Origin of the sequence: Psychrobacter proteolyticus (assembly GCF_038155145.1) — a bacterium.
Taxonomy (GTDB): domain Bacteria; phylum Pseudomonadota; class Gammaproteobacteria; order Pseudomonadales; family Moraxellaceae; genus Psychrobacter; species Psychrobacter proteolyticus_B.
The window spans coordinates 53,534-68,371 of record NZ_JBAKAY010000005.1 but is presented as its reverse complement, the minus strand read 5'-3'; the positions used below and the strand labels follow the sequence as shown (position 1 = coordinate 68,371).

The window sequence follows — 14,838 nt, the reverse complement described above, 5'->3', positions numbered from 1 at the left end:
AAACACGTCATCAATCTCAAGAGCATTCACTATGACCCAATTTGTAAAAGCTGTTTTATTTGACCTTGATGGGACATTAATCGATACTGCTGCTGATTTTGTTCGTATCATTGGTAAAATGAGTCTCGAAAATGACTGGCAGGCACCGCCTGAAGCGGAAATCCGCGAGCAAGTCTCTGCCGGTGCCTCAGCCATGGTGCAATTGATGCTAAGACATAACGATCAACTCGAAGTCAGCGAGGAAGCATTGCTTGAGTTTCGTCAGCAGTTCTTAGATGATTATGAAGCAGGTATCTGTGTCGATAGCTGCGTGTTTCAGGCGCTTGAAGCGGTGCTGACAGAGCTTGAAGCAAAGGGTGTGCCGTGGGGTATCGTTACCAACAAACCACGTTATTTAGCTGAAAAGCTATTAAGTGAGATGCAACTGGATCAACGCTGTGCGGTTTTGGTCTGTCCAGATGATGTATCACGTACCAAGCCAGACCCAGAGCCAATGTATATGGCGCTAGAAAAACTTGGTATTCCGAGAGGGGCGGCAGGCTGCGTACTTTATGTCGGTGACCATGTACGTGATATTGAAGCTGGCAACGCCGCTGGTATGCCAACGATTTTGGCCGCTTATGGATATATTCCACCTGAAGATCAAAAGTCTTTGAAAAAATGGGGCGCTGACTATATTACGGATACCCCTGAGCAGTTAAATAAATTACTGCTATCGTCTGGTAAATTTGAGTATTTATAGACTGCTATATATCACCAGATTTACAACCATAAGCACATATCCTCAACGATTTAATGATAAGTAGTGAGCAATGCCATGAGTGACAATAATAATCAACTAATCGACCCAAAAGACGATAAAAAAACGGTTCAAAGTCCTATTCAGCCTTTGACTCATGATGATATTCGTAACTTTGTACCGTCAAGTAACTGCCTAGATGGTAAGACTATTTTGGTAACAGGAGCAGGGGATGGTATTGGTCGTGTTGCGGCATTGACCTATGCTCGTTATGGCGCCACTGTCTTATTGTTAGGCCGCACTAGTAGCAAGCTTGAATACGTCTACGATGAGATTGAGAGCCTTGGTGGTAAGCAGCCTGCTATGTTGCCGATGAATCTAGAAGGGGCGACTTACGCTGAAATGCAGCAGCTCGAAGGGCTAATCAATAAAGAAGTCGGCCAGTTAGATGGTATCTTGCATAATGCTGGTGTATTAGGACAACTGACGCCGCTTGAGATGTATGACGTCGATACTTTTGCCCAAGTGATGAAAGTCAATTTCACAGCGACTTTTATGCTGACTCAAGCGCTATTGCCGCTATTAAAAGATGCTGATCATGGCTCTGTTGTTTTCACCTCTAGCACTGTAGGTACACATCCTCGCGCATTTTGGGGTGCTTATGCACTTTCCAAACAAGCAGTGGAAGGTATGAGTGATATCTTTACTCAAGAGACTCAGAACACTACCAATCTACGTTTTAATTGCGTTAATCCAGGTGGTACTCGTACCAATATGCGCGCGCATGCGTATCCCGGTGAAAACCCTATGAGCTTAAAAACACCTGAAGATATCATGGCAGGCTATGTCTGTCTGATGAGTGATGAAAGTATTGCCGTACGCGGTCAAGTGATTGAGCTACAACCAAAAGACTAGCAGTGAGGTTTTTGAGTTGAATCGACTTTATTACTCTTTACTGATGGTTCTGTAAATTATCGCAGGTTGCAATTAACCATAGCTAGCCCCATCTATTTGTTATTAAAGACATTTGTATTTTCTAATTATAATGAATAAAAAAATAGGATAAGATTATGGCAGGTGGCTGGTCAAGAGATGGTGCTGAGCACGAACAAATGGATGCAACGGTAAATGATGCATTGGAACGCGCGCGACGTTCGTTACCGACAGGTGTAAGTGCTGAGCTGTGTGACGAATGTGGTAAACCTATTCCAGAGGCAAGGCGACTGGCAGTGCCCGGTATTCAGCATTGTGTTAGCTGCCAGACGGAGCTTGAACAAGAAGCAAAAGCGGCTGAGCTGTTTAATCGTCGTGGTAGTAAAGATAGCCAATTGCGTTAAGAAATAGTTAGGGCGTGTCCTCAATTTAATCGATAGTCATCTGGACGGGTTAGAAATGGCTAAATCTTGCCAAACAGCGTCAAATAGCTGACTAATATCTCTATATTATCTGCGCTATTTTCCTTGTTTGACTGCGATTTATCTCATTTTTATCACCATTTTTAAAATGAGGACACGCCCTAGTTGCGTTGAAAAAAGAAAGGGCGGACATGGCTAGATAGAATAGCAATGTCCGCCCTTGTTTTGTCTGTTGCTATATAACCAGTGCCATCAGTTCGCGATCGCACTTTTCCCAATCTATCAATATTGATGATGCTTTGGCATCATTCTCAGTTTCTGATTTTTCTGTAGCTTTATCGATAGAATTTGTATCGACAGTATTGCCTAATTGCAAAATAATTTCCAATCGACTATCAGTCTGTGGGTCAATGGTTTTGGTGGTTAGACTACCAGGGTTAAAATTGATCTGCATCCAGCCATCAGAAGTATGTACCACGCCTTTGATGCGTTGCCAGTTTGGCAGTGCTAATAACCAATCCTGTAAATCGTCAGCGTTTAGTATGTAGTGTGCAGGTAATCGCCATCCAGCCAATTGAAAATCTTGCTGCTCTTCATGGTAGCGATAGGGCAGATCACTATCAGCACTGGTCTGAGGATTGGCCTGAGCCTCGCTCTCATCGGTAGATAGACTCGATGATGGCACAGTTGCTAAAGAATTGGCTTGAGACTGTAAACCAATCATCGATTTTGTAGGATTAGAGATACTGACTTTTCGTTGTTTCGAAATGATAGAGCTGGGCTTATTCAGTTGGTCGTTTAACGTAGTCGAGTATGTACCTGCTACAAGTTTATTTGCTACAAACTTATCTGATGAATGGACATCCGATGAATCTGTTGTCTCAGATGCTGTTAGTCCTGATGCTGCCCAAATGATTTTTACTTGCGAATTTAGCGTGGTTATCCATTCTACCAAGGTTTGTTTTTCGCTAGTATCTAATTGGGTATAACGATTGATTATCAGCACATCGGCATCACGGACATGCGCTTGAAAACCATCATGATCACGATACTTAATCTGTTGCCACTGCTCGCCACTTAGCACGGTTATGACAGCATTCATTTTTAGGGCAGTTTGCCAATGCGGCGCACTGAGTTGTAATATCAGCTCACGTGGATGTGCCAATCCTGTGGGCTCGATTAACAATCGCTGTGGATGATGGTCACTGAGCAGACGACTGATTGCAATCTGTAAGGGCAGCTGGCTGGTGCAGCAAATACAGCCACCACTGACTTCACGAATGGCAATATTCTTTTGCTCAAGATCGTTGTCTTGGGAGCTGGCTAGGAGTGCGCCATCAATACCGATACGGCCAAACTCATTGATTAAGAGAGCCCAGCGTTCATCGTCAGGTTTTGTGGCCAGTAACTGATTAATTACGGTAGTTTTACCAGCACCTAAAAACCCTGTCACTAACGTGCAGGGTAAGTTTTGAAAAATAATTGGGTTTTTCACAAATAGGCTCATCATATTGGCGCGTGTTTGTGAATAAACAAACACGGCCTATATTAAAAGGAATTAGATCAGTCAAAAGTTAAAAGGAATTAGATCAGTCAAAAGTTATTCACTCTTGATGGTTTCTACCTCAGCTTCATCAGGAACGAACACATAGCCCACGCCCCATACAGTCTGGATATAACGCGCCTGTGAAGGGTTGTCTTCAATCAGACGACGCAGACGTGATACTTGGACATCGATAGAACGCTCCATCGCACCCCATTCACGACCACGAGCAAGGTTCATCAACTTATCACGAGTCAATGGCTCACGTGGATGCTGTACGAGCGCTTTTAGTACTGAAAACTCACCTGTCGTCAAAGTGACGACGTTGCCATCACGTTTGAGCGTACGAGTCGATAAATCTAGTGTCCATGGACCAAATTCGACCACTTCCATTTGATGACTTGGCGCACCTGGCAATTCACGGTTTTGACGACGTAGTACAGCTTTAATACGAGCCAATAGCTCTTTCGGGTTAAAAGGCTTAGGCAGATAATCATCTGCACCCGCTTCTAGACCTGCGATACGGTCAGCATCGCCACCTTTGGCAGTCAGCATAATGATAGGAATATCTGCATTGTCCTCGCGCAGACGCTTACAGATACTGATACCGTCTTCGCCTGGCAGCATCAAATCGAGTACGACCAAAGAGAAAAGCTCACGTTGCATGAGTTTGTCCATCTGACTGCCGTCATGAGCGGTACGAACGACAAAACCGTCGTCTTCTAGGAAGCGTTGCAACAAAGAGCGCAGACGAGCATCGTCATCGACGACTAAAATACGCTGAGTCAACGTGTCAGGGCTGTTGTTATCAGTCATACAGGCATCCTTTTATAAAAATTATTGTTATCAGAAACTACAAGTAAATAGCTATGAGCAAAAACACTGCCACTAATTATCATTATTTAATTATTGGTTACGAATAAGCACTTCATAAAATTAAAAACTATTGTTCAATATGTCAGCACATATCAATATTTGTGTTATTGATACTTTAGTGTATAAGATTGCACCGAGAATTGCATCACCCATGATAATAAATGCTGTATGCGTTTGTTTAACAAGTCCATAGGATGTGTGATATAGAACGATTTGCGTCCTAAAATGCGCAATAAATAACGAAAAGATAAAAAGGATTTTTATTCATGCAGCTTTTGCTATAATGCAAAGCTACATTTCTCAACGATTGATACGTATATGAGTAGCACTGATACCTTAACGTCATCTCAAACCTCGACAAATGCACAGGTTTTAGATGCAACCACACACGCGAATATTCACGACAAGCTTGCTCGCGCGCTTGGCATTAAGACTGCTCAAGTCAATGCGTTTGTCAAACTTTATGATGAAGGCGCGACGGTTCCTTTTATTGCGCGTTATCGCAAAGAAAAGACTCAGAATCTTGATGATGCGCAGCTGCGTGCTTTAGAGAAGTCGCTTAATTACGAGCGTGACATGGCAACACGTCGTCTCAAAATTACTGAGCTGCTAAGCACACAGGGCAATCTGACCGATGAGCTACAGACGCGTATCGATAATGCGACGTCTAAGCTTGAGCTTGAAGATATCTATCTGCCATATCGTCCGCGTCGTCGTTCACCTGCTGCCAAAGCTCGTGCCGCGGGTCTTGATACTGCTGCCCAAGCGGTCTTGACCCAAGAAATCACTCCGACAGATGCCTTGGCTGATTATCAAGTCCAGTCAAGTATCACTGATGACAGTGGTAATGAAATTGAGGTTGATTTTAGCGATATCGAAAAACAACTCGCTGGCGTACAAGCGATTATCGTTGATGAATGGACACAAGCATTGGGCTTGTTGGACAACTTACGCAGTGGTTTTGCCAAAACTGCCAGTATCGTATCGAGCGTTGCGAGCGAAGAAAAGCGCGAAGTTGGCGAAAAATTCAAAGACTACTTTGAGCATAGCGAAAGCCTTGCTCGACTGCCAAATCATCGCCTATTAGCAATGTTGCGCGGTCGTCAAGAAAACGTCTTGGGTCTAAAGATTGAAGGCGAAGACGCACCATTTATCGAAAAAATTATCAATCATTTCGATGTTGATGCCAAAGCGCCAGCAGCCCGCCGTGAGTTTTTGTCAGAGGCAGCCAGTAGCTTGTGGAAAGACAAATGGCGTCCGCATATCGAGCACCGCTTGTTAACTGAAAAGCGCCTAGCCGCAGAAGCGGATGCGATTGATGTGTTCGCTAGCAACTTACAGCATTTGCTAATGTCTGCACCTGCAGGCCCTAAAGTAATCTTGGGTGTCGATCCTGGTATCCGTCATGGCGTAAAAATGGCTGTCGTCGATGCGCAAGGTCATGTGATGTCAGATAGCGAAGAGAAGCCTGTCATAGCGACAGTGTATCCGTTTGCACCTGATAATAAGATGGATGAAGCCAAGAAAGTCATCGATGCGCTGTTGAGCACTTATCACGTTGACTTGGTCGCTATCGGTAATGGTACGGCAAGTCGCGAAACAGATGCGATGATTAAAGAGATTTTGGCCGCGAATGATGCATTAAAAGCCAAAGCTGTTATCGTTAATGAGTCGGGTGCGTCTGTTTATTCAGCGAGTGAACTTGCTAGTGATGAGCTGGCCAATCTAGACGTTTCTGTACGCGGAGCGGTTTCTATCGCGCGTCGCTTGCAGGATCCATTGTCAGAGCTTGTTAAAGTTGATCCAAAAGCCATTGGCGTGGGTCAATATCAGCATGACGTCAATCAAAACCAGCTTGCAGACAGTCTTGATAAAGTAACTCAAGATAGCGTGAATGCCGTGGGTGTGGATGTAAACACAGCCAGTCCAGCTATCTTAGCTCATATCGCAGGTCTTAACCGCAATGTGGCGCAGCAAATTGTCACCTATCGCAAAGAGCACGGTGCATTTGATAGTCGTGAAGCGCTCAAAAACGTCCCACGTCTAGGCGCTAAGACATTTGAGCAAGCAGCTGGTTTCTTGCGTATTCATAATGGTAGCAATCCATTAGATGCCACTGGTGTGCATCCAGAGAGCTACGCATTGGTCGATAGTTTACTCGCACAAGCGGGCAAACCGTTGTCAGAAATCATCGGTAATGACGGCGTGTTAAACACTATCGATACGACTACATTGGCTGCTAACGATGATAATGTCAGCGTAAAAGCGATTATCGAAGAACTTGCTAAACCTGCTCGCGATCCTCGTCCTGAGTTTAAAACGGCCAATTTCCGTGATGACGTCAATAGTATCAAAGATTTGAGCGAAGGCATGACGTTAGAAGGGGTAGTCACCAACGTAACGGCTTTCGGTTGTTTCGTTGACGTCGGTGTGCATCAGGATGGTCTGGTACATATCTCGCAGATGGCCAATGACTTTGTCGCAGATCCTATGAATCGTGTCAAACCTGGTGATATCGTATCGGTACGGGTTATCTCTATCGATGAAAAACGTGGTCGTATCGGCTTTAGCATGAAACCTGAATCTGAAAAACCTGTCCGTACGGCTGCCAAGTCTACGACAGCTAGTACAGATGGTGAGAAAACCAGCCGTCCGCGCAATAATAATACAAATAGTGACCGTCCAAATAATAGCCGTCCAGCTGCTGACAAACGTCCTTCTAAGCCACGTGGCAAGCGTCAGGATAAAGACAACGCGAGCAATCGTAGTAAGCCAGTGAAAAATGATAAAGCTGAAGCCCCAAGTAAAATGGGTACATTCGGTGCTTTATTACAAGAAGCTGGTGTGACTAAAAATAAGAAATAAACACTGCTAACAACAGCCAAAATTTATAGTTTAGTATAAAAAAAGGCAGCCATATGGCTGCCTTTTTATATAAGTAATACGCTTACAAACTAATCAAACAAACTAACTAACTATCTGCTTAGCGTGATACAGCGATACGACGGTTTTCTTTAAACTGTACGTTTGCTGGCTGAGTAGCTAATAACTCACCACGCTTGTCTTTTTTCTTTTCTTGCAACGTACTAGCAGCATCTGCAACTTTGTTTTCAGTAGCCGCTTCACCAGCGATTAAAGGCTGATAGTCTGCATTGCTGTGTTGCATGTTAGGCGCTTGAGCGTTATGGACAGGAGCCTGAGCAGTTGTAGCATTAGTCATTGCTGCCGCATTGGTTGTTGCCTGAGTGTTATTCATCAAAGCTGCGTTATCATTGCTTGCTTCATTATCCATATCGTCAGTTTCGTCGTTCATTTCATCTGCTTCATTATTCATGTCCATATCGACATCAGCAGCATTTGACGCTTCGACATCTACAGCGCCAGGTTGAGTCGCTAGCAACTCACCATCAGGACCTTCTATTTCGGCTTGCACAGTGCTCTCGACAGCAGCATTACGCATATCTGCTGGCATTAGATCGCTATTGTTAACGGGTGCCGCCATTGCCATAGTTGGTAGTACAAGGGTAGCGCCGACGATTAGTGATAAAACATTCTTTTTCATTATAAAACTCCATGATACATAATTAGCAATAGTTAAAAATGATAACTCATATTTAATGATGAGCTGTTTTCATTCAAATGTGTCTGTAAATACTGTATGCAAATTATCAACGATGTAGTTTATATTTCAGTAGCAAACTCATTAAGGTTCTAACAGTTTAATGTTTTCTTGTGACGTTATGAAACTGTCATACTTTAAGTCTAGCTGATATTTTAACTTCTAGATCTTCCAAAAACTCATTAGTAGCAAAGGTTGATTGTGTTATTAAAGCTGTTAATAAATGAGTCTGCTGATAATAGATATCTACTGACGTTTCTAGTATTAAAAATATGAATGTTTGATTGCTTATAATTGTTATTTGAACTTAGCTGATTGTTATTAATAGCTTTTTTGAGTGCTATTTGTCAGTATTATAGAGACTTTTATCAGTAGTTTTTATTTATAATTCAAAACCAGTGTTTAGATAATTATCAGATTTTAGTACATAAGTTTTTTGATGATATACATTTAATTAAACTAATGTTTACATATAATTTTTCTACAATATTTATAAAACGATAGTAGCAATATTAGATTAGTAGTTAGTATCATAAAGTATTAAATAATTGGGAAACAGAAACATTGTTCACCAAAAAAATACGTTGTTCTCAATTTAATCCTAGCTGAAATTTTAAAGTAGGTAATAAAAAACCGTATCTCGAAACCAAGATACGGTCATAAAAACATTGAGCCTTTGTTATCATTCAATAGATTAACTATCAATCACTTCAAAGCTAAGACCAGAATGCGCTTCTAAACGTGTTATTAGCTTATCTCCCATCGCAGATGCTGGTGTCCAGAACCCACCGCCAACGTCCTCTTTGCTGATATCTTGTGCCAAGCATAATGCCGCCTGCGAAATCATACGAGAGGTACTGCCGTAACCAGGATCTCTATCACCTGTTACTTTAACGGTAATAGTGTCATTATTGGCCGTTTGTCCAAAGTGACGAATATCAAAGTAGCCGTTTTCTTGCTCATCCTTAGAAGGGCCTGAGCCAGCTTTTGGTAAGACGTGCTTGGATAGTAACTCGCGACTTGGTTTAATCATCATTGCAGTGGCAAAGCCTAGTAAACCTGCACTCATGGCATAGCTAGACAGTTTTCCTTTGACGCCATCTTTCATCCACATCGCTTCATCATATTTAAAATCGCGACCGTACTCATAGCTGAGCAATTGGTTAGTACGATGGACGATACGCGTATTGATAGTCGCCATGACGAACGGTGCTAACCAGCGCTTATGATTGCTGTCATATACTGGTTTGCTAACATTATCCTGACGTACATTTGGTGCATCAGAATCATCGTTTAACAAGTAAGGATTGGCCACTTGTTTGCGACGTGCTTTGTCCTCACCAGCTTCTTCAAATATTGATGCCATCGATGCGATAGTACCGCCTGAGATACCACCTTTCGCTGCTTTGACACGCATATGGATGACATTACAGGTCTCGCCGAATTTTTCTTCTGCTTTGGCTTGGGTGAGGTACGCACCCAAATCTGATGGGATAGAGTCAAAGCCACAAGAATTAACAATACGGGCACCACTTTGCTTCGCAGTATCTTGGTATTTATCCATCATATCTTTGATAAAAATGGCCTCACCAGTAAGATCGACATAATCTGTACCGTTTTCAGCACAGGATTTAATCAGTGGCTCACCATATTTCAGATATGGGCCTACAGTAGAGATGATGACTTGAGTTTGCTTTGTCATCTTATCAAGGCTGGCAGCATCATTACTATTGGCGATAATAATGTCTACCTTACTCTCAAGTTTGGCTTGTAGCTTGTTGAGCTTGTCTTCATCACGACCTGCGATCGCCCATGATACGTTCGAGCCATCTTCGTTCTTATTATTTGATAAAAAATTGGTTAAATAGTGGGCAGTGATCTGACCGACGAAACTTGTCGCGCCATATAGAACAACTGCATAAGGGCGTGTGTCGCCGCTGGTTTTTTGTGTAGGGTTTTCAGTATCCGTATTGGTATCCATATGTATTGTCCTTAATAGATTTGAGAATAGGTGGATAGTAAACTATAAACCAAGTCGTTTGATTAGGTTAGGGGTTTGTGAGGTCGCTACAGTTTATAGTTTGCAGCCTACCTCCCATACAACATCACGTATAACGTTAGAAATTTAAAATAGTTCTGCATGCAATTGGAAGAGTAGCGTTCAGTAAAAGAGTATTCAATAAAAGGACATTCAGGTAAAAAGCGCTTACTTTAAGAACTCTCAGTTAAATAACGTTGCATTCAGAAATATAATTCTATTTTGAAAATATCATCTATTAAAGAAAAAGAGGTATGAGATATCAACAGTTACTACAAACTTTACATAACCTACCGATATTATTACTAAAATGAACGTTTTTTAGAGACGAACATTGCTAATCTATAAGCGTAAACAGTAATAACTAGCATTAGATAAAAACAAGTTAAATAGATGCTATATAAATTCTAATATCTGTTTTTTACCATTATTTGAGGAGAAGATTATGTTTCGTTGGGCTATTATTTTTGCAGTAATCGCATTATTAGCGAGTTTCCTAGGTTTTGGCGGTGTCGCAGGATTGTCTGCTAATTTGGCATACATTTTCTTAGCAGTCGCTGTTATTTTGTTTATCGTTGCTTTTGTCAGTCGTAAGATGTAGACACGGCTTATAGTTATAAATAATTACTATAGAAAAGACCCTCAATTGAGGGTCTTTTTTTGTCTGCTTCAACTAGGGTAATTTGTACAGAGCAAAGATAATCGGCATCAAGGCATACGTTATAGACTTGCTACTACAACCGTTTGGGCTGAATAATATGCTCCATACGTTTGGCTAAACGAATATCTAGACTAGAGATACCGCCTGTATCGTGGTTGGTTAAACGAACCTCCACGATATTATACGTATTACGCCATTCTGGATGGTGCTCAAGCGCTTCAGCATGAAATGCCGCTTGATTCATAAAGCTCATAGCTTCGATAAAATCGCTAAAATGATAGGTTTTGACGATACTATTGCCGTCACGTTGCCAGCCAGCAAGCTCTTCTAGCTGTAGATTGATTTGTTTGTCAGATAAACTACTCATATTAATAACCTTTATTGTTATGTCGAATTGGTTTATTAAAAGTGGTGTTGGGGTATGTCTCCTATGCGAAATAAATATCTACATATTTTTCTGCTTCGCCTGATATCACTTAACTGAGTCTCGTTAACGAAGTAATTGAACCTAACTACGTAGCCAATTAAACTAAATCTTGATACTCAGGATGTTTGCTAATGTATGACGCGACAAATGAGCATTGCGGTACCACTTTCTTGTCTTGCTCACGCGCATAATCAAGCGCGTGCTTAACGAGGGCTGAACCAACGCCTTGACCGCCTAATTGCTGCGGTACGATAGTATGATCGTAGACCAACTTGTCAGCACTTTCCTGATAGCTAATATAACCTGTCTGACCATCGATAGATGTCTCAAAGCGGTTCGCTGCTTGATTATGAACGATTTCTAGATTTGGTTTAGAGGTTTGGTTACTCATTAATATACTCCATTTCTTATTATCAAATTTTTATTATGAATTAAATATTTATTAATTTAATAGTGCCAGTTTAGTATGTAGGTTTGATGCTTAATAATCTAGACGCTTACCGTAATGGTAGATAGGACGACTGTTAACGTCACCTATGTTTGTTGTCCTACCTTATCATGGCCGTATCTGGTTGCAAATCTGAATATGTCACCACATGCATAGGATATGGCTTTACGAACGACTGGAGGCAAAAAGCGAGTGAAACCACTAGTGTTTTCTATCGCTAATTTGTCTTCTAATTTGTTTTCTAAATTGGCCGCTGATCTATCATCTTTAAGAGTAGTATTATCTGCATTTTCCACTGACTGTACATAGGCTTGCCACTCTTTTTCACTAGGTTTGCTAAAGTGATAAATACGTCCGAGTACTTGCTTGAGTTGTGTGCCAAAGCGGCCAGTGTTATAGCTTAAACCATACTTACGGCATATGGCCTGTACCTGCGGCGCAATCTTTGCATAGTGGGCAGCTGGCATATCAGGAAATATATGATGCTCAATTTGGTGGGACAAGTTACCTGTTAAAAGGTGAAACCATTTGCTGCCTTTGATATTGCTAGAGCCAAGGATCTGGCGTACATACCAGTCGCCTTTACTTTCATTGGCATCGAGATGGATATAGATATGCGCTTGCTCAGTGAAATGCCCACAAAAAATTACCGCCCACGTCCATAGGTTACGGACAGTGTTGGCAGTCATGTTACCGCTCAGCGTACTAAAGGCGCTACAACGACCTAGTGTCAGCGCTACCACAGACGGCAGTGCGATATAGTCTTTGCCTATTTGTCGTCCAATTTTGGCAAATAACGCGCGAGACTTTTGCTGCATGATTTTGTGCAAATCAGGGGAGTCAGCGTATTCATCTGCACTGATTTGGATATCATGAAAGGCTACTGCCCATTCAAAGCCAAATGCCAGTACCGCTGTACTAAACATATTGTAGCGATCTTCTGGCGTCCAAGGCTGCTCGTCAGTCACTCGAATCAAGTGATAGCCTACGTCATGATCACGACCTACAATATTGGTAAAAGTATGATGTAAATAATTATGAGAGTGTTGCCATAATGGAGCAGGGCAGACAATATCCCAATCGAATTTTTGACTATTAAGGTGTGGGTGTTGCATCCAGTCATATTGACCATGCATGACGTTATGACCCAGCTCCATATTATTCAATATTTTGCTAAAGCTAAGCAAAGACGTACCTAGTAGCCAAGTAGCGACCAGACTGCGTTTCGATGGCATACGCCCAGCCGCTGCAAGCAAACCACGGGCGATAATTTCACTATATACCACGGTGGCATATATCCGCTGTATGTAGCGTGCATCCTCACTACCTAGCGAGTCCATGACGCTTTTGTACAGGGCATTGAGCTCTACGGCTAAAGCATCACTTTGAAACTTTGATAAAGGGGCATCAGTTACTGTTGGATAGCGAGTCCGTGTCGATGTGTCTGGCTGACCGCTATCATTGATTGCTTCATCATTAAGCTGCGAGTAAGGCGTTTGCGGCGTCAAAGGCAAAGGCGCGTTTTTCGCTAGCTGTGCATCGGACAGGGGCGTCAAGATAGGCACAGCAGATTGTGGCGTAGTAACAGGTGGTAATAAGCGCATAAATAAATCCTTAACCGAAACGGCATGAATAAGCAGCACTGCATCCGGTTTGATAAGTTATCTGAGTTTTAGCCTATAAAGTGACGTTTGTCTTTTATTTCTCATAGGTTGTTTAGCATATGCTTTCTATTGAGCCAGTCGTTCTATCAAGCCAGTCATTAAACATCGAGAACCACATCAGTCATGGCAATATTGATGCAAGTCTGAATAGACTCATAACCATCACCACTCATTTTCCCTGTCTGGATGTTTTTGACCACGCCACTGACTTTATTACAGCGGCACAATTGGCAAATGCCTTGCCGGCAACCATGTGCTAGTCGTACATCTGCATTTTCAGCCGCAGCCAGTATGGTCGTGTCACTGCTAAACTGTCGTTGCCGTGACCGCAAATAGACAGTGTGTTCTTCTACAGGTATTGTTTTATCGAATGTTTGATTGCTACTGTTATCAACATTAGCTAGGGCATTACCAAAGTTCTCTACTATGATGTTATCGCGCAGCTGTTTGTCTGTAGGTAAAGTTATCTCTGCGGCAGCTTTATATAAGCCAGTTAATAACGCTGGTGAACCGCAGGCAAATATTTGCGTATCTGCTAGAGGTAAGTCTAGAGACAGCAGACCCTCTGCACTTAAATATCGTGTGCTAGCCAAATAGGTAGTCGGATCTTCAGTATGGATTAGATGATAAGTGAAGTCTGGATGAGTATCGTTCAGCTGTTGCCACTGATGTTGCAGTTTGGATGCAACAGTCCGACTATAATGCAACAGCGTCACCTGATGTCCATTACTCAGGGCTTGAGTGATAAGTCCAAGCATAGGCGTGATACCGCTACCACCAGCGATGAATAGCAAAGGAGTGGACTGCTTATTATCTGAGCCTTCCTGCAATGCTATGGATGTCTGTTCCAAAGTGAAATGACCAAGTGGCAGACTTGTATCAACGACGCTAGCCAGTGGCATCTGCTTGGTTAAATAGTCAGATATCAACCCTTGCGGTTTAATCGCGATAGTCACCGTATGGCGTTGGTTTGCTGTATTACTATCGGTAGTATCGTCGAGCCACCAGAGGGGTTGATGCGCCAAGCCCACTATCGAGTAACTACGTTGGTAATAAACTCCATCGATACAAACACGTAAATCAAGATATTGACCACCTTGCCAACCACTCATCACCTTAGAAGTCTGCTGTTTAAAGGCTCTATTGGTCTCAAATCGAAGTGCTATTAAATCATCACTTAATGTATAGCGTGCGATCAGGCGTAACTTAGGAGTCGTCAATGACCAAAACGGATGTAAGCGCGATCCGATAAAATCGACAAACGCACGTTGAATAATTTCAGGGCGATAGCCGTTGGCCATATTATCAGTACCTGTATGATTGCTATAAAGTAGATGTTGAGACGAACATAAGGTCAGATGATCAATCCGTTTGATAATTAGATATCAAACGGGTCTACTCGACCTTGTTAAGCCACACTAACATGCTAACGGCTATTGATTAAATTTGCGAAAGTTTTGATGCTATT

General features: G+C 42.3%; 13 protein-coding genes. 5 read left to right on the top strand and 8 right to left on the bottom strand.

All coding sequences use genetic code 11. The features are described 5' to 3' along the window. The first annotated feature begins 31 nt into the window (after positions 1-31). The 3 genes from V6252_RS07610 to V6252_RS07600 all read left to right on the top strand — a co-directional run bounded on the left by V6252_RS07610 (position 32) and on the right by V6252_RS07600 (position 2,076). Complete coding sequence (locus tag V6252_RS07610) at positions 32-742, top strand: HAD-IA family hydrolase (protein WP_341609958.1); 711 nt, start codon at positions 32-34, stop codon at positions 740-742. A 75-nt stretch (positions 743-817) separates the two neighbouring features. Next, entirely contained in the window at positions 818-1,654 is an 837-nt protein-coding gene (locus V6252_RS07605) for a YciK family oxidoreductase (protein ID WP_341609957.1), read from the top strand. A gap of 155 nt (positions 1,655-1,809) precedes the next feature. Next, on the top strand, positions 1,810-2,076 hold the full coding sequence (locus tag V6252_RS07600) for a DksA/TraR family C4-type zinc finger protein (protein WP_101204603.1): 267 nt from the start codon (positions 1,810-1,812) through the stop codon (positions 2,074-2,076). A gap of 253 nt (positions 2,077-2,329) precedes the next feature. Here the strand turns inward: V6252_RS07600 and V6252_RS07595 are convergent, their stop codons facing one another. Further along, positions 2,330-3,589 (bottom strand): CobW family GTP-binding protein, encoded by a 1,260-nt coding sequence (locus tag V6252_RS07595; RefSeq protein ID WP_425355868.1) that lies wholly within the window; start codon positions 3,587-3,589, stop codon positions 2,330-2,332. Positions 3,590-3,694: 105 nt separating this feature from the next. Next, entirely contained in the window at positions 3,695-4,453 is a 759-nt protein-coding gene (ompR, locus tag V6252_RS07590; protein WP_057757943.1) for a two-component system response regulator OmpR, read from the bottom strand. Between the two features lie 378 nt (positions 4,454-4,831). On the opposite strand from ompR, the gene V6252_RS07585 reads away from it, so the two are divergent. Next, the gene (locus V6252_RS07585) at positions 4,832-7,378 is read left to right on the top strand and encodes a Tex family protein (RefSeq protein WP_341609956.1); all 2,547 of its coding nucleotides are present in this window, start codon (positions 4,832-4,834) and stop codon (positions 7,376-7,378) included. Between the two features lie 118 nt (positions 7,379-7,496). Here the strand turns inward: V6252_RS07585 and V6252_RS07580 are convergent, their stop codons facing one another. Together V6252_RS07580 and V6252_RS07575 are read right to left on the bottom strand one after the other, a co-directional pair. Continuing rightward, positions 7,497-8,075 (bottom strand): hypothetical protein, encoded by a 579-nt coding sequence (locus V6252_RS07580; protein WP_341609955.1) that lies wholly within the window; start codon positions 8,073-8,075, stop codon positions 7,497-7,499. A 751-nt stretch (positions 8,076-8,826) separates the two neighbouring features. Then, positions 8,827-10,113 (bottom strand): saccharopine dehydrogenase family protein, encoded by a 1,287-nt coding sequence (locus V6252_RS07575; protein WP_341609954.1) that lies wholly within the window; start codon positions 10,111-10,113, stop codon positions 8,827-8,829. A gap of 502 nt (positions 10,114-10,615) precedes the next feature. On the opposite strand from V6252_RS07575, the gene V6252_RS07570 reads away from it, so the two are divergent. Continuing rightward, positions 10,616-10,771, top strand: a complete 156-nt coding sequence (locus tag V6252_RS07570) for a DUF1328 domain-containing protein (protein WP_082624527.1) — start codon at positions 10,616-10,618, stop codon at positions 10,769-10,771. A gap of 133 nt (positions 10,772-10,904) precedes the next feature. Here V6252_RS07570 and V6252_RS07565 read toward each other — a convergent pair whose 3' ends face one another. The 4 genes from V6252_RS07565 to V6252_RS07550 all read right to left on the bottom strand — a co-directional run bounded on the left by V6252_RS07565 (position 10,905) and on the right by V6252_RS07550 (position 14,671). After that, complete coding sequence (locus tag V6252_RS07565; protein WP_057757953.1) at positions 10,905-11,198, bottom strand: 4a-hydroxytetrahydrobiopterin dehydratase; 294 nt, start codon at positions 11,196-11,198, stop codon at positions 10,905-10,907. Positions 11,199-11,355: 157 nt separating this feature from the next. Beyond that, on the bottom strand, positions 11,356-11,649 hold the full coding sequence (locus V6252_RS07560; protein WP_341609953.1) for a GNAT family N-acetyltransferase: 294 nt from the start codon (positions 11,647-11,649) through the stop codon (positions 11,356-11,358). A 143-nt stretch (positions 11,650-11,792) separates the two neighbouring features. Further along, positions 11,793-13,310: an acyl-CoA desaturase gene (locus tag V6252_RS07555; RefSeq protein ID WP_341609952.1), complete on the bottom strand. Its 1,518-nt coding sequence runs from the start codon at positions 13,308-13,310 to the stop codon at positions 11,793-11,795. Between the two features lie 158 nt (positions 13,311-13,468). Then, the gene (locus V6252_RS07550; RefSeq protein WP_341609951.1) at positions 13,469-14,671 is read right to left on the bottom strand and encodes an iron-sulfur cluster-binding domain-containing protein; all 1,203 of its coding nucleotides are present in this window, start codon (positions 14,669-14,671) and stop codon (positions 13,469-13,471) included. Positions 14,672-14,838: the final 167 nt, after the last annotated feature.

Coding starts and splice junctions, on each gene's coding strand:
- V6252_RS07610 (WP_341609958.1), top strand. CDS start 32: ATGACCCAATTTGTAAAAGCTGTTTTATTTGACCTTGATGGGACATTA.
- V6252_RS07605 (WP_341609957.1), top strand. CDS start 818: ATGAGTGACAATAATAATCAACTAATCGACCCAAAAGACGATAAAAAA.
- V6252_RS07600 (WP_101204603.1), top strand. CDS start 1,810: ATGGCAGGTGGCTGGTCAAGAGATGGTGCTGAGCACGAACAAATGGAT.
- ompR (WP_057757943.1), bottom strand. CDS start 4,453: ATGACTGATAACAACAGCCCTGACACGTTGACTCAGCGTATTTTAGTC.
- V6252_RS07585 (WP_341609956.1), top strand. CDS start 4,832: ATGAGTAGCACTGATACCTTAACGTCATCTCAAACCTCGACAAATGCA.
- V6252_RS07580 (WP_341609955.1), bottom strand. CDS start 8,075: ATGAAAAAGAATGTTTTATCACTAATCGTCGGCGCTACCCTTGTACTA.
- V6252_RS07575 (WP_341609954.1), bottom strand. CDS start 10,113: ATGGATACCAATACGGATACTGAAAACCCTACACAAAAAACCAGCGGC.
- V6252_RS07570 (WP_082624527.1), top strand. CDS start 10,616: ATGTTTCGTTGGGCTATTATTTTTGCAGTAATCGCATTATTAGCGAGT.
- V6252_RS07565 (WP_057757953.1), bottom strand. CDS start 11,198: ATGAGTAGTTTATCTGACAAACAAATCAATCTACAGCTAGAAGAGCTT.
- V6252_RS07560 (WP_341609953.1), bottom strand. CDS start 11,649: ATGAGTAACCAAACCTCTAAACCAAATCTAGAAATCGTTCATAATCAA.
- V6252_RS07555 (WP_341609952.1), bottom strand. CDS start 13,310: ATGCGCTTATTACCACCTGTTACTACGCCACAATCTGCTGTGCCTATC.
- V6252_RS07550 (WP_341609951.1), bottom strand. CDS start 14,671: ATGGCCAACGGCTATCGCCCTGAAATTATTCAACGTGCGTTTGTCGAT.